This window comes from Streptomyces sp. NPDC034049 (assembly GCF_055575575.1).
On the sequence record NZ_JBVISJ010000001.1, the window covers coordinates 630,905 to 647,875 of the forward strand.

Here is a 16,971-nt window from a genome sequence, read left to right on the forward strand (position 1 = left end):
CGCAGGGCCGTGGACTAAAGTGACGCCGAGCGGGAGGCGAGGCCCCCCGCTGACCGAAACCCCAAGGAGAACCGGCGACAGCCCGGCGTCTCCCCGCGTGCGCGGCGCGTACGTGCGGCTCGCGCCGGACCTGAGAGGGCCCCTTGAGCAACAGCCGCCACGTCCCCGTCATGCTCCAGCGGTGTCTGGACATGCTGGCCCCGGCCCTCACGGCGCCCGGCGCGGTGGTGGTCGACTGCACGCTCGGCCTCGGCGGCCACAGCGAAGCGCTCCTCACCCGGTTCCCCGAGGCACGGCTCGTCGCCCTCGACCGGGACAAGGAGGCCCTGCGCCTCTCCGGCGAACGCCTCGCCCCCTTCGGTGAGCGCGCCACCCTCGTGCACGCCGTGTACGACGAACTCCCCGACGTGCTCGACCGCCTGGGCCTCCCGCGCGTCCAGGGCGTCCTGTTCGACCTGGGCGTCTCCTCCATGCAACTCGACGAGGCGGACCGGGGCTTCGCCTACGCCCAGGACGCCCCGCTCGACATGCGGATGGACCAGACGACCGGCATCAGCGCCGCCGAGGTCCTCAACACCTACCCGCCGGGCGAACTCGTCCGCATCCTCAGGGCGTACGGCGAGGAGAAGCAGGCCAAGCGGATCGTCTCCGCGGTCGTGCGCGAGCGCGACAAGGAGCCGTTCAGCAACAGCGCCCGCCTCGTCGAACTGATCCGCGACTCCCTGCCGCAGGCCGCCAAGCGCACCGGCGGCAACCCCGCCAAGCGCACCTTCCAGGCCCTGCGCATCGAGGTCAACGGCGAACTCACCGTCCTGGAGCGGGCGATCCCCGCCGCGGTGAAGGCCCTCGCGGTCGGCGGCCGGATCGCCGTGCTGTCGTACCACTCGCTGGAGGACCGGCTGGTGAAGCAGGTGTTCGCGGCCGGAGCCGCCACCACCGCCCCGCCCGGACTGCCCGTCGTCCCCGAGCGCTACCAGCCGAGGCTCAAGCTCCTCACCCGTGGTGCCGAACTTCCCACCGAGGAAGAGGTCGCCGAGAACCGGCGCGCCGCCCCCGCGCGTCTGCGTGGGGCGGAACGCGTGCGGGAGGACGTCGCATGAGCTGCCCGACGCACATGAGGTGCGTGAGGCGCGTGAGGCGTACGGGGCGACCGCACACGGTGCGTGAAGGGGACGGTGAGTGAGGCCGACAAGCGAACTCGCGGGGACGGCGAGCGAGTCCCGAACCCGGACCCCCAGGGAGGGCGCGTGAGCAGGAAACCCGAACTGAGGGGCCGGGCGGCCCGTCTCGCACGGCTCCTGCCCGCACGGCCCAAGGGCGCCGCCCGCACCCCCTTCGTCCTCCTGGTCGTCCTCCTCCTGGGCGGCGGTCTCATCGGCCTCCTCGTGCTGAACTCCGCGCTCAGCGAAGGGTCGTTCAAGCTCGACGACCTCCAGGACGACGTGAAGAGCTACACCGACGAGGAACAGGCGCTCCAGCGCGACGTCGACGCCTACTCGGCCCCCGAAGCCCTCCAGCGCCGCGCCCGCGAGCTGGGCATGGTCCCCGGCGGCGACCCGGCCTTCCTGAACCCCGACGGCTCGGTCAAGGGCGTCCCGAGCGCCGCCCGGCAGTCCATGGCCCGGATGCCGCTCGTCCTCGCGCCCGAGATCCTCGACCCCGGCCCGCCCGTCGACCCGACGCCCACCGGCAGCCCCACGCCCCCGGGCTCCCCGACGCCGAGCCCGAGTTCGCCCCCCGCTCCGACGCGGACGCCGGCCGAGCCCGAGCCGCAGGCGGACGCCCGCACGCCGCAGCCCTCGGGCACCCCCACTCCGACCCCCACCACCCCGCCCGTACAGCCCAACCAGTTCCCGACGACCCCCGGCAGGTGACGGAAGTGGCCGATTCAGGCAGGCAGCCCCCGCGCCGCCGCGTACCCGGACCCGCCCGGCCCGTTCGACCGGGCGGCCAGCAACGCCGACCGGGCCCCGGCGCCCGCCCCGCCGCACAGCGCCGCCCGGCCCCGCCCCGGCAGCTGCGCGCGCGCACCATCCGGCTGGGCAGCCCCCGCCCCCGGCTGCGCATGGTGAGCCTCGCGCTGACCCTGGTGATGATCGCCTTCGTCGTACGGCTGCTCCAGGTGCAGGCCGTCGACGCGAGCGAGTACGCGGCCAAGGCCGACCAGAACCGCTACGTCGGGCGGGTGCTGGCCGCCGAGCGCGGCGGGATCACCGACCGCAACGGCGTCGCCCTGGCGATCAGCGCCGACGCCAACGACATCACCGCCGACCCGACGATGTTCACCCGCGAACAGCTGAAGATCGACGACGGCCCCGAGCAGGCGGCCGCGCTCCTCGCGCCGATCCTCGGCGCGGACCAGGAGACGCTCGCCGAGAAGCTGCGCACCAAGAACACGCGCTATGTGCTGCTCGCCCGCCGCCAGACCCCCCAGGTCTGGAACCAGATCAGCGACCTGAAGACCGCGCTCGTCAAACGGGCCGCCGACGAGAAGGGCACGGTCAACGTCCTGGCCGGCGTCTTCCAGGAGCCCAGCAGCAAGCGCGTGTACCCCAACGGCGATCTCGCCGCCGGGATACTGGGCTGGGTCAACGCCGAGGGCAAGGGCGGCGGCGGCATCGAGCAGCAGTGGAACAGCCGCCTGTCGGGCAAGGACGGCAAGATCCGCTACGCCCAGTCCGGCGGCCGTCTCGTGCCCACCGCGGGCTCCACCGAGACCCCCGCCGTGGCCGGCTCCGACGTCGAGCTGACCATCGACCGCGACATCCAGTGGGCCGCGCAGAACGCCATCACCGAGCAGGTGAAGAAGTCCAAGGCGGACCGCGGCTACGTGATAGTGCAGGACACCCGTACCGGCGAGATCCTCGCCATGGCCAACTCGCCCGGCTTCGACCCCAACGACCTCACCCGAGCCAACCCGGACGCGCTCGGCAACGCGGCGCTCCAGGACGCCTACGAGCCCGGCTCCACCGCCAAGGTGATGTCGATGGCCGCCGTGCTGGAGGAGAACGTCGCCACCCCGGAGACCCGCGTCACCGTGCCCAACCGGCTGCACCGGGGCGACCGGCTCTTCAAGGACGACATCGACCACCCGACCTGGTACCTGACGCTCAACGGCGTCCTCGCCAAGTCCAGCAACATCGGCACGATCCTCGCCACCGGCGAACTCGGCCGCAACCAGGGCGAGTCCAACAAGATCCTCCACTCCTACCTGCGCAAGTTCGGCATCGGCAGCTACACCGGCCTCGGCTTCCCCGGCGAGACCAAGGGCATCCTCGCCGCGCCCGGCGACTGGTCGACCTCGCAGCAGTACACGATTCCTTTCGGCCAGGGCGTGTCGGTCAACGCCATGCAGGCCGCCTCCGTCTACTCGACGATCGCCAACGGCGGCGTACGCGTCGAACCGACCCTCGTACGCGGCACCAAGGGGCCCGACGGCCGCTTCACCCCCGCCCCGAAGCCCGGCAAGACCCGGGTGGTGAGCGAGAAGACGGCGAAGACCCTCGCCCGGATGCTGGAGTCCGTCGTGGACGACGAGGAGGGCACGGGCACCAAGGCGCGCATCCCCGGCTACCGGGTCGCGGGCAAGACGGGTACGGCCAACCGTGTGGATCCGGCCACCGGCAGATACCGGGGCTACACCTCGTCGTTCGCCGGGTTCGCGCCCGCCGACAAGCCCCGGATCACCGTCTACTGCGCGATCCAGAACGCCACCAAGGGCAACTACTTCGGCGGCCAGATCTGCGGACCCATCTACAAGGAGGTCATGGAGTTCGCCCTGAAGACCCTCCAGGTGCCGCCCACCGGCGCGAAGCCCGCGAACCTGCCCGTCGCCTTCGCACCCTGACCCGTCCTTCGGCCCCCACCCTGATCCGCCCGACGATCAGCGCAACCAGCCAGGAACCGACTCGTGACCATGATCACTCCCGACCCCGGGAACCACGCCTCCGAGCCCCGCTCGCACAAACCCTCGCTTCGCTCCCGTGGGGGTGCGCCCGGTACGCTCACCGCCGTGCCACACGCTGATCAGTCCCAAACCACCCAGAAGGACGTTCCCGTGACGTATCCGGGACCGCCCAGGCCGGCCCATGTCTCCGCCACACCCCTCGCGGAACTCGCCGGTCAGCTGGGTGCCGAGCAGCCGGCGAGCGCGGACACCGTCCAGGTCACGGGCATCACCCACGACTCGCGTGCCGTCCGCCCCGGCGACCTCTACGCCGCGCTGCCCGGTGCCCGTCTGCACGGAGCCGACTTCGTCGACCAGGCGGTCGGCCTCGGCGCCGTCGCCGTCCTCACCGACCCCAGCGGCGCCGAGCGCGCCGCCGCGGCCGGGCTTCCCGCCCTCGTCGTGGAGAACCCGCGCGCGCGGATGGGCGAGCTGGCGGCCACCATCTACGGCCGGCCGGGCGGCGACCTGCTCCAGATCGGCATCACCGGCACCTCGGGCAAGACCACCACCGCGTACCTCGTCGAAGGCGGTCTGCAGGCCGTGCGTTCCACGGGGCTCATCGGCACCGTCGAGATGCGCATCGGCGACGAGCGCATCAAGTCCGAGCGGACCACCCCCGAGGCCACCGACCTCCAGGCCCTGTTCGCCGTCATGCGCGAACGCGGGGTGGACTCGGTCGTCATGGAGGTCTCCAGCCACGCCCTGGTCCTCGGCCGGGTCGACGGCTGCGTCTTCGACGTCGCCGTCTTCAACAACCTCAGCCCGGAGCACATGGAGTTCCACTCCGGCATGGAGGACTACTTCCAGGCCAAGGCACAGCTCTTCACCCCCGAGCGCAGCAGGCTCGGCGTCGTCAACCTCGACGACGAGTACGGCCGCCGGCTCGTCGACGAGGCCACGGTCCCGGTCGTCACCTACTCCGCCGAGGGGCACCCCGACGCCGACTGGCGCGCCGAGGGCGTCCGGGTCGGGCCGATGGACTCGACGTTCACCGTGGTCGGGCCCAAGGGCGAGCGGATCGCCGCCAGGTCGCCGCTGCCGGGCTCCTTCAACGTCGCCAACACCCTGGCGGCCGTCGCCGCGCTGGCCGTCGCCGGGATCGACCCGCAGACCGCCGCCGACGGCATCGCGGCCGTACCGGGCGTACCGGGCCGGCTGGAGCGGGTGGACGCCGGGCAGCCGTACCTCGCGGTCGTCGACTACGCCCACAAGACGGACGCCGTCGAGTCGGTCCTCAAGGCGCTGCGCAAGGTCACCGAGGGCAGCCTGCACGTCGTCCTCGGCTGCGGCGGCGACCGGGACACCACCAAGCGCGGACCGATGGGCGCCGCCATGGCCCGCCTCTCCGACACGGCCGTACTGACCTCCGACAACCCCCGCTCCGAGGACCCCCTCGCGATCCTCGCGACCATGCTCGAAGGCGCGGCGTCCGTGCCGGCCCACGAGCGCGGCGAGGTCCTCCTCTTCGAGGACCGGGCCGCCGCGATCGCCGCGGCCGTGGCGCGCGCCCAGCCGGGCGACACCGTGCTGGTCGCGGGCAAGGGCCACGAGCAGGGCCAGGACATCGCCGGCGTGGTCCGTCCCTTCGACGACCGCCAGGTGCTCCGCGAAGCTATCCAGCAGACCCAGGGATGAACTTGTGATCGCCCTCTCTCTCGCCGAGATCGCAGAAGTCGTCGGCGGGCAGACGCACGACATACCGGATCCGTCGGCACAGGTCACCGGACCGGTCGTCCGGGACTCCCGTGAGGTGGAGCCCGGCAGCCTCTTCGTCGCCTTCGCGGGCGAGCGCGTGGACGGGCACGACTTCGCGGCCGCGGTCGTCGAGGCGGGCGCGGCAGCGGTGCTGGCGTCCCGCCCCGTCGGCGTGCCCGCGATCGTGGTGGCCGATGTGCAGGCGGCGCTCGGCGCCCTCGCCCGGCACGTCGTGCGCAAGCTCGGCGCGACCCTCGTGGCCCTCACCGGCTCCGCGGGCAAGACCAGCACCAAGGACCTGATCGCCCAGGTGCTCCGGCGCAAGGCGCCGACGGTCTTCACGCCCGGCTCCCTCAACAACGAGATCGGGCTGCCCCTCACCGCGCTCAGCGCCACCGAGGAGACCCGTTTCCTCGTCCTGGAGATGGGCGCCCGCGGCATCGGCCACATCCGCTACCTCACCGAGCTGACGCCGCCGAAGATCGGTCTCGTGCTCAACGTCGGCACCGCCCACATCGGCGAGTTCGGCGGCCGCGAGCAGATCGCGCAGGCCAAGGGCGAACTGGTGGAGGCCCTGCCGTCCGAGCAGGAGGGCGGCGCGGCGATCCTCAACGCCGACGACCCCCTCGTACGGGCCATGGCGTCCCGTACGAAGGCCCGGGTGCTCCTCTTCGGCGAGTCCGGCGAAGCGGACGTACGCGCCGAGAACGTGACGCTCACCGAGGCCGGACAGCCCGCGTTCAGGCTTCACACACCCTCCGGTGCAAGCGATGTGACCATGCGCCTGTACGGTGAGCACCACGTGTCGAACGCGCTCGCCGCGGCCGCCGTCGCCCATGAGCTGGGCATGTCCGCAAGTGAGATCGCCACCGCGCTCTCCGAGGCGGGCTCCCTCTCCCGCTGGCGCATGGAGGTCACCGAGCGCCCGGACGGCGTGACGGTCGTCAACGACGCCTACAACGCGAACCCCGAGTCCATGCGGGCCGCTCTGCGCGCGCTCGCGGCCATGGGCAAGGGGCGGCGGACCTGGGCGGTGCTCGGCAAGATGGCCGAGCTCGGGGACGAATCGCTCGCCGAGCACGACGCGGTCGGACGGCTCGCCGTCCGGCTCAATGTCGGCAAGCTCGTCGCGGTCGGGGGCAGGGAGGCCTCCTGGCTGCAACTGGGCGCATACAACGAGGGTTCGTGGGGTGAGGAGTCGGTGCACGTGTCCGACGCACAGGCGGCGGTCGACCTGTTGCGCAGTCAGTTGCGCCCGGGAGACGTCGTACTCGTGAAGGCGTCCCGGTCGGTCGGGCTCGAGAGTGTGGCGCAGGCGCTGCTCGACGGCGGCAACGAGGGTGAGGTTGCCGCGCGATGATGAATCAGATCCTGTTCGCAGGAGTCATCGGTCTCTTCCTGACGCTGGTCGGCACCCCGCTGCTGATCAAGCTGCTGGCCCGCAAGGGCTACGGCCAGTACATCCGTGACGACGGCCCGCGCGAGCACGCCAGCAAGCGCGGTACGCCGACCATGGGTGGTATCGCCTTCATCCTGGCGACGATCGTCGCGTACTTCCTGGCCAAGGTGATCTCGGGCCAGCCGCCGACCTTCTCCGGTCTGCTGGTGCTCGGCCTGATGGCGGGCATGGGCCTCGTCGGCTTTCTCGACGACTACATCAAGATCGTCAAGCGCCGTTCGCTCGGTCTGCGGGCCAAGGCGAAGATGGCCGGCCAGCTGATCGTCGGTATCGCCTTCGCGGTCCTCGCGCTGCAGTTCCCGGACGCGCGCGACCAGACGCCGGCCTCCACCAAGCTCTCCTTCGTGCAGGACTTCGGCTGGTCCATCGGCCCGGTGCTGTTCGTGATCTGGGCGCTGTTCATGATCCTCGCGATGTCGAACGGCGTGAACCTGACCGACGGCCTCGACGGCCTCGCCACCGGTGCCTCCGTGCTCGTCTTCGGCGCGTACACGTTCATCGGCGTCTGGCAGTTCCAGGAGTCCTGCGCCAACACGCAGACCCTGACCAACCCGTCCGCCTGTTACGAGGTACGGGATCCGCTCGACCTGGCGATCGTGGCCTCCGCGCTGATGGGCGCCTGCCTCGGCTTCCTGTGGTGGAACACCTCGCCGGCCAAGATCTTCATGGGCGACACCGGTTCGCTGGCCCTCGGCGGCGCGCTCGCGGGTCTCGCGATCTGCTCCCGCACCGAGCTGCTCCTCGCGCTCCTCGGCGGCCTGTTCGTGCTCATCACCATGTCGGTCGTCATCCAGGTGGGCTCGTTCAAGCTGACCGGCAAGCGCGTGTTCCGCATGGCACCGCTCCAGCACCACTTCGAGCTCAAGGGCTGGTCCGAGGTCCTGGTCGTGGTCCGCTTCTGGATCATCCAGGGCATCTGTGTGATCGTCGGACTGGGCCTCTTCTACGCGGGATGGGCAGCGGACAAGTGACCGACTGGCAGGGTAAGCACGTCACCGTCGCCGGGCTGGGCGTCTCCGGCATCCCGGCGGCCAAGGTCCTGCACGGCCTCGGCGCCGCCGTCACGGTCGTCAACGACGGCGCCGACGAACGCGCCCGCGCGCAGGCCGCCGACCTGGAGGCGCTCGGCATCACCGTGCGCCTCGGCGACGGCGCCACCCTGCCGGAGGGCACCGAACTCGTCGTCACCACCCCGGGCTGGAAGCCGGACAAGCCGCTGTTCACGGCGGCCCGCGCGGCCGGTCTGGAGATCTGGGGCGACGTCGAACTCGCCTGGCGGCTGCGGGGCCCCGACGCCGCTCCCTGGCTGGCCGTCACGGGCACCAACGGCAAGACCACGACCGTCCAGATGCTCGCCTCGATCCTGAGGGCGGCGGGGCTGCGCACGGCCGCCGTCGGCAACATCGGGGTCTCGCTCCTGGACGTGGTCCTCGGCGACGAGCCCTACGACGTCCTCGCCGTGGAGCTGTCCAGCTACCAGCTCCACTGGGCGCCCTCCCTGCGCGCCCACTCCGCCGCCGTCCTCAACCTCGCCCCCGACCACCTCGACTGGCACGGCTCCATGGAGGCGTACGCCAAGGACAAGGGCCGCGTCTACGAGGGCAATCGGGTCGCCTGCGTCTACAACGTCGCCGACAAGGCCACCGAGGACCTGGTGCGCGAGGCCGACGTCGAGGAGGGCTGCCGGGCCGTCGGATTCACGCTCGGCACGCCCGGTCCGTCCCAACTCGGCGTGGTGGAGGGCATCCTGGTCGACCGCGCCTTCGTCGAGAACCGGCAGAAGAACGCCCAGGAACTCGCCGAGATCTCCGACGTGAACCCGCCCGCCCCGCACAACATCGCCAACGCCCTCGCGGCGGCCGCCCTCGCCCGCGCCTACGGGGTGCCCGCAGCGGCTGTACGCGACGGTCTGCGGGCCTTCACCCCGGACGCGCACCGCATCGCGCACGTCGCCGACGTGGACGGCGTGGCGTACATCGACGACTCCAAGGCCACCAACACACATGCGGCGCAGGCCTCGTTGGCCGCGTACGAGTCGATCGTGTGGATCGCGGGCGGACTCGCCAAGGGGGCCACCTTCGACGAGCTCGTCGCCGGCGCCGCCGGGCGGCTGCGGGGGGTCGTGCTGATCGGCGCGGATCGCGCGCTGATCCGGGAAGCGCTCGCGCGACACGCGCCGGAAGTGCCGGTCGTCGACCTCGACCGGACCGACACTGGGGCGATGCTCGCCGCCGTCCGCGAGGCGCGGACGCTGGCACGGACGGGCGACACGGTGCTCCTGGCGCCGGCCTGTGCGTCGATGGACATGTTCGTCAACTACAACAGGCGTGGGGACGCGTTCGCGGAGGCTGTGCGCGAACTGGCCGCCACGGACGGCTGACCCGGCCCGGCCTCGCCTGGCGGCGCCGGGTGACACTGGGAGGGACGCGTGACACGGAACTGGTCGGTCGGCGGCGAGGGCGCCCCCGATGCCGAGTAGCCGTACGAGCCGTGCGCCCCTCCAGCGCGTCACCCGGCGGCCACCCGTCTCCCGGCCGCCGCGCGAGAACCCCCTGCGGCGGCTGCACACACGGGCGCGCAAGGCCTGGGACCGGCCGCTGACCGCGTACTACCTGATCCTCGGCGGCAGCCTGCTGATCACCGTGCTGGGGCTGGTGATGGTCTACTCGGCCTCGCAGATCACCGCCCTGCAGAAGTCGCTGCCCGGCACCTTCTTCTTCCGCAAGCAGTTCCTCGCCGCCGCGATCGGCACCGTGCTGCTGCTCGTGGCCTCCCGGATGCCGGTCAAGCTGCACCGGGCACTGGCGTATCCGATCCTGGCCGGCTGTGTGTTCCTGATGGCCCTGGTTCAAGTGCCCGGGATAGGGCAGTCGATCAACGGCAACCAGAACTGGATCGCCGTCGGCGGCTCCTTCCAGATCCAGCCCAGTGAGTTCGGCAAGCTGGCGCTCGTGCTCTGGGGCGCCGACCTGCTGGCCCGCAAGGAGGACAAGCGCCTGCTGACGCAGTGGAAGCACATGCTGGTGCCGCTCGTTCCGGTGGCGTTCCTGCTGCTCGGGCTGATCATGCTCGGCGGTGACATGGGCACCGCGATCATTCTCACGGCGATCCTGTTCGGCCTGCTGTGGCTGGCCGGGGCGCCGACCAGGATGTTCGTGGGCGTGCTGTCCATCGCCGGCCTCATCGGGTTCGTCCTGATCAGGACCAGCGAGAACCGTATGGCCCGCCTGGCCTGCATCGGAGCCACCGAACCCCGCACGGACGGCGCCGACTGCTGGCAGGCCGTGCACGGCATCTATGCCCTGGCCTCGGGCGGAATCTTCGGCTCCGGGCTCGGTGCCAGTGTGGAAAAATGGGGCCAACTCCCGGAAGCGCACACCGACTTCATCTTCGCCGTCACCGGCGAGGAACTGGGCCTCGCGGGGACGCTGTCGGTGCTCGCCCTCTTCGCGGCTCTAGGCTATGCGGGTATCCGCGTGGCCGGACGCACGGAGGACCCCTTCGTCAGGTATGCCGCGGGAGGCGTGACCACCTGGATCACCGCTCAGGCAGTGATCAACATCGGTGCGGTGCTCGGTCTGCTGCCGATCGCCGGAGTCCCGCTCCCGCTGTTCTCCTACGGAGGTTCCGCCCTGCTGCCGACCATGTTCGCCATCGGGTTGCTGATCGCCTTCGCGCGCGACGAACCCGCAGCGCGGGCGGCGCTGGCCATGCGGCAACCCCGCTTTGGTAGAAAGCGTGGCGGCGGCCCTTCGGGGCCAGGGAGATGGAACACGATGCGACGGCGTGTCTCGGCACGTTCGTCCGGAGAGCGGTGAATTTCGGTGCATGTCGTACTCGCCGGTGGCGGAACCGCCGGTCACATCGAGCCCGCGCTCGCCCTCGCGGACGCCCTGCGCAGGCAGGACCCGACCGTGGGCATCACGGCCCTGGGCACGGAGCGCGGCCTCGAGACACGCCTCGTCCCCGAGCGCGGCTACGAACTCGCGCTGATCCCCGCCGTACCCCTGCCGCGCAAGCCCACCCCCGAGCTGATCACCGTGCCCGGTCGGCTGCGCGGCACGATCAAGGCGACCGAGCAGATCCTGGAGCGCACCAAGGCGGACGCGGTCGTCGGCTTCGGCGGCTATGTCGCCCTGCCCGGCTACCTGGCCGCCAAGCGTCTCGGGGTGCCGATCATCGTCCACGAGGCCAACGCCCGCCCCGGCCTCGCCAACAAGATCGGCTCCCGGTACGCCGCCCAGGTCGCGGTCTCCACCCCGGACAGCAAACTCCGCGACGCCCGGTACATCGGCATCCCGCTGCGCCGCTCCATCGCCACCCTCGACCGGGCCGCCGTGCGCCCCGAGGCCCGCGCGCTGTTCGGTCTCGACCCCAACCTGCCGACCCTGCTGGTCTCCGGCGGCTCCCAGGGCGCGCGCCGTCTCAACGAGGTCGTCCAGCAGGTCGCGCCCTACCTCCAGCAGGCCGGGATCCAGATCCTGCACGCGGTCGGCCCGAAGAACGAACTGCCGCAGGTGCACCAGATGCCGGGAATGCCCCCGTACATCCCGGTACCGTACGTGGACCGGATGGACCTCGCGTACGCCGCGGCCGACATGATGCTCTGCCGTGCGGGCGCGATGACCGTCGCCGAGCTCTCCGCCGTCGGGCTCCCGGCCGCCTATGTCCCGCTGCCCATCGGCAACGGCGAACAGCGGCTGAACGCCCAGCCGGTGGTCAAGGCGGGCGGAGGACTGCTGGTCGACGACGCGGAGCTGACGCCCCAGTGGGTGCAGCAGAACGTGCTGCCCGTGCTCGCCGACCCGCACCGGCTGTACGAGATGTCCCGCGCCGCCAGCGAGTTCGGCCGCCGGGACGCCGACGACCTGCTCGTCGGCATGGTGTACGAGGCGATCGCCGCCAGGCGTGGACACCGCTAGGGAGCGGTTCGCCGGCTGAGGCGCCCGGAGGCGAACCGGGCCAGGAGAGGGAGTGCGCGTGGCCGGACCGACCAGCACCGCCGAGCGCGGCGCGGACGAGGATCTGGACCCCGGCCCGCCGCCCCGGCGGCGGCTCCCCGGCCCCCGGGCACTGATCGCTGCCGCGATCGCCCTGGTCCTGATCGGGGGCGCCTCCGTCTGGGCCCTGTACGGCTCCTCGTGGCTGCGGGCCGAGACGGTAACCGTGTCGGGAACCCGGGTGCTGACCGGGACCCAGGTGCGCGAGGCGGCCGCCGTGCCGCTCGGCGATCCGCTCATTTCCGTCGACATCGACGCGATCGAGTCACGACTGCTGAAGAAATTGCCTCGAATCGACTCGGTCGAGGTCGTCCGCTCATGGCCCCATGGAATCGGGCTGAAACTGAACGAACGCACTCCGGTTCTGATTGTCGAAGCGGCCGGAAATTCGGGCAAGTACGTCGAAGTGGACGCGAAAGGGGTGCGTTTTGCCACGGTTTCACGCGCCCCGGAAGGCGTTCCCGTACTGGAATTGACGGTGGCCCGGTCCGGTTCGTCCGCCGCCAGTCTGCGGCGATTCGGGGAGGAACGGCTCGTGCGGGAGGCCGTGCGGGTCGCCGACGCGATTCCGGCCGCGATCGCGCGCGAGACCCTGGTCGTCAAGGTCCGCTCCTACGACGCCATCTCGCTGGAGTTGAGCGGAGACCGTACGGTCGCGTGGGGGAGCGCGGAGAAGGGGGGCGCGAAGGCCCGTGCGCTCACGGCCCTGCTGAAAGCGGCGCCGGGTGCGGGGCACTTCGACGTGAGTGTCCCCACCGCGCCCGCGTCATCAGGGAGTTGACGCACATCCGCGCAGGCCAGCACCCTGGTTGGGCACCGCTACGGCTGATCACATAGGGTGAAAAGAAAAACGGGAGGTTCGGCGTGTTCGTTGAACGTGCGCCACTTGTCGACTTAGTGTCCTGTTCGGAAGAGTCCAAGGAACAGTCACACTGGTAACCCTAAACTTCAGCGTTAGGGTTCGGGTCGGCGTTCGGACCGTCCCACTTCGGCATCAGTCGTCGGCTCGCGGGTACCCCGCGAAGCGGCGACACGTAACTCGAGGCGAGAGGCCTTCGACGTGGCAGCACCGCAGAACTACCTCGCAGTCATCAAAGTCATCGGTGTCGGCGGCGGTGGTGTCAATGCCATCAACCGGATGATCGAGGTCGGTCTCAAGGGCGTCGAGTTCATCGCCATCAACACCGACGCGCAAGCTCTGTTGATGAGCGACGCCGACGTCAAGCTCGACGTCGGCCGTGAACTCACCCGCGGACTCGGCGCCGGCGCCAACCCGGCCGTCGGCCGGAAGGCCGCCGAGGACCACCGCGAGGAGATCGAGGAGGTCCTCAAGGGGGCCGACATGGTCTTCGTGACGGCCGGCGAGGGTGGCGGCACCGGCACCGGCGGCGCGCCCGTCGTGGCCAACATCGCCCGCTCCCTCGGCGCCCTCACCATCGGCGTGGTCACCCGCCCCTTCACCTTCGAGGGCCGCCGCCGCGCCAACCAGGCCGAGGACGGCATCGCCGAGCTGCGCGAAGAGGTCGACACCCTCATCGTCATCCCGAACGACCGGCTGCTCTCCATCTCGGACCGCCAGGTCTCCGTGCTGGACGCGTTCAAGTCGGCCGACCAGGTCCTGCTCTCCGGTGTCCAGGGCATCACCGACCTCATCACCACCCCCGGTCTGATCAACCTCGACTTCGCCGACGTCAAGTCGGTCATGTCCGAGGCCGGTTCGGCCCTCATGGGCATCGGCTCGGCCCGCGGCGACGACCGCGCGGTGGCCGCCGCCGAGATGGCGATCTCCTCGCCGCTCCTGGAGGCCTCCATCGACGGCGCCCGCGGCGTCCTGCTCTCCATCTCCGGTGGCTCCGACCTCGGCCTGTTCGAGATCAACGAGGCCGCCCAGCTGGTCAGCGAGGCCGCGCACCCCGAGGCCAACATCATCTTCGGCGCGGTCATCGACGACGCCCTCGGCGACGAGGTCCGGGTCACGGTCATCGCGGCCGGCTTCGACGGCGGCCAGCCCCCGGCCAAGCGGGACAACATCCTGGGCTCGGCCGCGGCCAAGCGCGAGGAGCCCGCCCCCGCGCGGCCCGCCGAGAACCGTCCGTCCTTCGGCTCGCTCGGCACCGTCAAGCCGAAGGAGGAGCCGGCGGCGCCCGCCCCGGAGCCGGTGAACGAGGCCCCGGTCGCCCCGCCGGTCCCGCCGTCCCGGTCCTACTCGGACAGCGCCGCGGAAGAGCTGGACGTGCCGGACTTCCTCAAGTGATAGGACGGCGCGAGAACGTGAGCGGCGCGCACTTCGCTTTCACCGACAGGTGGGGCGGGGTGAGCGCCGCTCCGTATGAGGAGCTCAACCTCGGCGGTGCGGTCGGGGACGACGCCGGCGCCGTGACGACCAACCGGGAGCTGGCGGCCAAGTCGCTGGGTCTGGAGCCCGGCCGGGTCGTCTGGATGAACCAGGTGCACGGCGCGGACGTGGCCGTGGTCGACGGGCCGTGGGGCTCCGGTTCCGGCGACGTCCCGTCCGTCGACGCGATCGTCACCACGCGGCGCGGTCTCGCGCTCGCCGTTCTCACCGCCGACTGCGTGCCCGTCCTGCTGGCCGATCCGGTCGCCGGGGTCGTCGCCGCCGCCCACGCGGGTCGGCCCGGCATGATCGCCGGGGTCGTCCCCGCGGCGGTACGGGCCATGACCGGCCTCGGCGCCGACCCCGCCCGGATCGTCGCCCGCACCGGACCCACCGTCTGTGGCCGGTGCTACGAAGTGCCCGAGGCGATGCGCGCCGAGGTGGCCACCGTCGAGCCGGCGGCGTACGCCGAGACCAGTTGGGGCACGCCCTCCGTGGATGTGTGCGCCGGAGTGCATGCACAGCTGGAGCGCCTCGGAGTGCGCGACCGGGAGCAGTCGCCGGTGTGCACGCTGGAGTCGAGTGATCACTTCTCGTACCGTCGCGACCGCGCCACAGGGCGACTCGCGGGATATGTCTGGCTGGACTGAGGGACATGACCGACCGTAAGGCACAACTCGCCTCGAACCTGGCGAAGGTGGAGGACCGCATCGCGGCGGCGTGCGCGGCCGCGGGCCGCAAGCGGGACGAGGTGACCCTGATCGTGGTCACCAAGACCTACCCGGCGAGCGATGTGCGGATCCTGTCGGAACTCGGTGTGCGCCACGTCGCCGAGAACAAGGACCAGGACGCGGCCCCCAAGGCGGCCGAATGCTCGGATCTGTCCCTTGTGTGGCACTTCGTGGGCCAGTTGCAGACCAACAAGGTCCGTTCTGTGGTGCGTTACGCGGATCTCGTGCAGTCCGTCGATCGTTCCAGGCTTGTCACGACTCTGTCGAAAGAGGCCGTTCGGGCCGGCCGTGAGGTGGGATGTCTCATCCAGGTCGCGCTCGACGCCGACGAGAGCGGCCGCGGGGAGCGAGGGGGTGTCGGTCCGGGCGGAATCGAAGAGCTGGCCGACCTCCTGGCGGAGTCGCCGGGGGTGCGGGTCGATGGTCTGATGACCGTCGCGCCGCTCACCGGGGAGTACGCCGGACGCCAACGGGCCGCGTTCGAGCGGTTGATGGTTTTGTCGACCGACCTGCGCCGAGCCCATCCGGCTGCGAACATGGTCTCCGCAGGGATGAGTGCGGACCTCGAGGATGCCGTGGCGGCCGGAGCGACACATGTGCGCGTCGGCACTGCGGTACTCGGAGTCCGTCCCGGGCTCGGGTAACGTCGCCAAGAAGTCGGACCACAGCAGAAAATATGGTCATTCCGTCGAGAGGCGGGCGCAACGACCTCGTGGATCGCGGGCACTTGGGAAGTCGTCAGTCGATCCACCACAGAGCGGAGGACTCAGAGCATGGCCGGCGCGATGCGCAAGATGGCGGTCTACCTCGGCCTCGTGGAGGACGATGGGTACGACGGCAGGGGATTCGACCCCGATGACGACTTCGAGCCCGAGCTCGACCCGGAGCCCGAGCGGGACCACCGCCGGCACGAGCCGGTGCATCAGTCACACCAGTCACACCAGTCCCAAAGGGATGAATCGGTGCGAGTGGTGCAGCCCCCGGTGCAGCGCGAACCGGTGGCGCACGCCACTTCGCTCCCCGCGGAATCGGTGCGACCCGCCCGGATCGCGCCCGTGGCGTCCATCACACAAGAACGTTCGAGTCTGGAGAAGAACGCACCGGTGATCATGCCCAAGGTCGTGTCCGAGCGAGAGCCTTACCGGATCACCACGTTGCACCCGCGGACCTACAACGAGGCCCGTACCATCGGGGAACACTTCCGTGAGGGCACCCCGGTGATCATGAATCTGACTGAGATGGACGACACAGATGCGAAGCGACTTGTCGACTTTGCGGCCGGTTTGGTGTTTGGTCTTCACGGCAGCATCGAGCGGGTGACGCAGAAGGTGTTCCTGTTGTCGCCTGCTAACGTCGATGTCACGGCGGAGGACAAGGCCCGCATCGCAGAGGGCGGGTTCTTCAACCAGAGCTGAGACGTACGACCGGAAACAGCGGTAGAGCAACACGGAATTGGGGAGAGGGAAACACCGGACATGAGCGTGGTCTTGACGATCCTCTACATCGCGCTGACGGTGTTCTTCATCGTGTTGATCTTCCGGTTGGTCATGGACTACGTCTTCCAGTTCGCCCGCTCATGGCAACCCGGCAAGGCGATGGTGGTCGTTCTGGAGGCCACCTACACTGTCACCGATCCACCGCTCAAGCTTCTGCGGCGGTTCATTCCGCCGCTGCGTCTCGGGGGCGTGGCGCTCGACCTGTCCTTCTTCGTGCTGATGATCATCGTTTTCATTCTGCGTGCGGTGGTAGCCGGCGGGATGGGAGCGGTGTGAGAGATGCGGTCTTGCCGAATGCCGACGACT

General features: G+C 70.6%; 15 protein-coding genes. All 15 read left to right on the plus strand.

The features are described 5' to 3' along the window. Positions 1-143 precede the first annotated feature (143 nt). The gene (rsmH, locus tag ACZ52C_RS02795) at positions 144-1,100 is read left to right on the plus strand and encodes a 16S rRNA (cytosine(1402)-N(4))-methyltransferase RsmH (protein WP_469073069.1); all 957 of its coding nucleotides are present in this window, start codon (positions 144-146) and stop codon (positions 1,098-1,100) included. 147 nt (positions 1,101-1,247) lie between these two features. Then, positions 1,248-1,874, plus strand: a complete 627-nt coding sequence (gene ftsL, locus ACZ52C_RS02800; protein ID WP_469073070.1) for a cell division protein FtsL — start codon at positions 1,248-1,250, stop codon at positions 1,872-1,874. After that, positions 1,871-3,847: a peptidoglycan D,D-transpeptidase FtsI family protein gene (locus ACZ52C_RS02805; protein ID WP_469073071.1), complete on the plus strand. Its 1,977-nt coding sequence runs from the start codon at positions 1,871-1,873 to the stop codon at positions 3,845-3,847. The genes ftsL and ACZ52C_RS02805 overlap by 4 nt, the downstream gene beginning before the upstream one ends. 63 nt (positions 3,848-3,910) lie before the next feature. Then, entirely contained in the window at positions 3,911-5,584 is a 1,674-nt protein-coding gene (locus tag ACZ52C_RS02810; RefSeq protein WP_469073072.1) for a UDP-N-acetylmuramoyl-L-alanyl-D-glutamate--2,6-diaminopimelate ligase, read from the plus strand. A 4-nt stretch (positions 5,585-5,588) separates the two neighbouring features. Next, positions 5,589-7,004, plus strand: a complete 1,416-nt coding sequence (locus ACZ52C_RS02815; protein WP_469073073.1) for a UDP-N-acetylmuramoyl-tripeptide--D-alanyl-D-alanine ligase — start codon at positions 5,589-5,591, stop codon at positions 7,002-7,004. Beyond that, positions 7,001-8,074: a phospho-N-acetylmuramoyl-pentapeptide-transferase gene (gene mraY, locus ACZ52C_RS02820; protein ID WP_467332305.1), complete on the plus strand. Its 1,074-nt coding sequence runs from the start codon at positions 7,001-7,003 to the stop codon at positions 8,072-8,074. The genes ACZ52C_RS02815 and mraY overlap by 4 nt, the downstream gene beginning before the upstream one ends. Then, positions 8,056-9,483, plus strand: a complete 1,428-nt coding sequence (murD, locus tag ACZ52C_RS02825; RefSeq protein ID WP_469073074.1) for a UDP-N-acetylmuramoyl-L-alanine--D-glutamate ligase — start codon at positions 8,056-8,058, stop codon at positions 9,481-9,483. The genes mraY and murD overlap by 19 nt, the downstream gene beginning before the upstream one ends. 88 nt (positions 9,484-9,571) lie before the next feature. Further along, complete coding sequence (ftsW, locus tag ACZ52C_RS02830) at positions 9,572-10,921, plus strand: putative lipid II flippase FtsW (RefSeq protein WP_045555312.1); 1,350 nt, start codon at positions 9,572-9,574, stop codon at positions 10,919-10,921. Between the two features lie 6 nt (positions 10,922-10,927). Then, positions 10,928-12,025, plus strand: a complete 1,098-nt coding sequence (gene murG / locus ACZ52C_RS02835) for an undecaprenyldiphospho-muramoylpentapeptide beta-N-acetylglucosaminyltransferase (protein WP_469073075.1) — start codon at positions 10,928-10,930, stop codon at positions 12,023-12,025. Positions 12,026-12,083: 58 nt separating this feature from the next. Beyond that, positions 12,084-12,884 carry a cell division protein FtsQ/DivIB gene (locus ACZ52C_RS02840; RefSeq protein ID WP_469073076.1) on the plus strand — a complete coding sequence of 267 codons (801 nt, stop codon included), beginning with the start codon at positions 12,084-12,086 and terminating at the stop codon, positions 12,882-12,884. Positions 12,885-13,163: 279 nt separating this feature from the next. Further along, positions 13,164-14,357, plus strand: a complete 1,194-nt coding sequence (ftsZ, locus tag ACZ52C_RS02845; RefSeq protein ID WP_469073077.1) for a cell division protein FtsZ — start codon at positions 13,164-13,166, stop codon at positions 14,355-14,357. Continuing rightward, positions 14,354-15,088, plus strand: a complete 735-nt coding sequence (gene pgeF / locus ACZ52C_RS02850; protein ID WP_469073078.1) for a peptidoglycan editing factor PgeF — start codon at positions 14,354-14,356, stop codon at positions 15,086-15,088. The genes ftsZ and pgeF overlap by 4 nt, the downstream gene beginning before the upstream one ends. A 5-nt stretch (positions 15,089-15,093) precedes the next feature. Further along, on the plus strand, positions 15,094-15,813 hold the full coding sequence (locus ACZ52C_RS02855; RefSeq protein WP_469073079.1) for a YggS family pyridoxal phosphate-dependent enzyme: 720 nt from the start codon (positions 15,094-15,096) through the stop codon (positions 15,811-15,813). A gap of 129 nt (positions 15,814-15,942) precedes the next feature. Next, positions 15,943-16,584 (plus strand): cell division protein SepF, encoded by a 642-nt coding sequence (locus tag ACZ52C_RS02860; protein ID WP_045555307.1) that lies wholly within the window; start codon positions 15,943-15,945, stop codon positions 16,582-16,584. Positions 16,585-16,644: 60 nt separating this feature from the next. Beyond that, entirely contained in the window at positions 16,645-16,941 is a 297-nt protein-coding gene (locus tag ACZ52C_RS02865; RefSeq protein WP_469073080.1) for a YggT family protein, read from the plus strand. Positions 16,942-16,971 lie beyond the last annotated feature (30 nt).

What these genes read in the sequence shown, in the direction of transcription:
- ACZ52C_RS02860 (WP_045555307.1), top strand. Translation starts at nt 15,943, where the DNA reads ATGGCCGGCGCGATGCGCAAGATGGCGGTCTACCTCGGCCTCGTGGAG.
- ftsW (WP_045555312.1), top strand. Translation starts at nt 9,572, where the DNA reads ATGCCGAGTAGCCGTACGAGCCGTGCGCCCCTCCAGCGCGTCACCCGG.
- mraY (WP_467332305.1), top strand. Translation starts at nt 7,001, where the DNA reads ATGATGAATCAGATCCTGTTCGCAGGAGTCATCGGTCTCTTCCTGACG.
- ACZ52C_RS02865 (WP_469073080.1), top strand. Translation starts at nt 16,645, where the DNA reads ATGAGCGTGGTCTTGACGATCCTCTACATCGCGCTGACGGTGTTCTTC.
- murD (WP_469073074.1), top strand. Translation starts at nt 8,056, where the DNA reads ATGGGCAGCGGACAAGTGACCGACTGGCAGGGTAAGCACGTCACCGTC.
- ACZ52C_RS02855 (WP_469073079.1), top strand. Translation starts at nt 15,094, where the DNA reads ATGACCGACCGTAAGGCACAACTCGCCTCGAACCTGGCGAAGGTGGAG.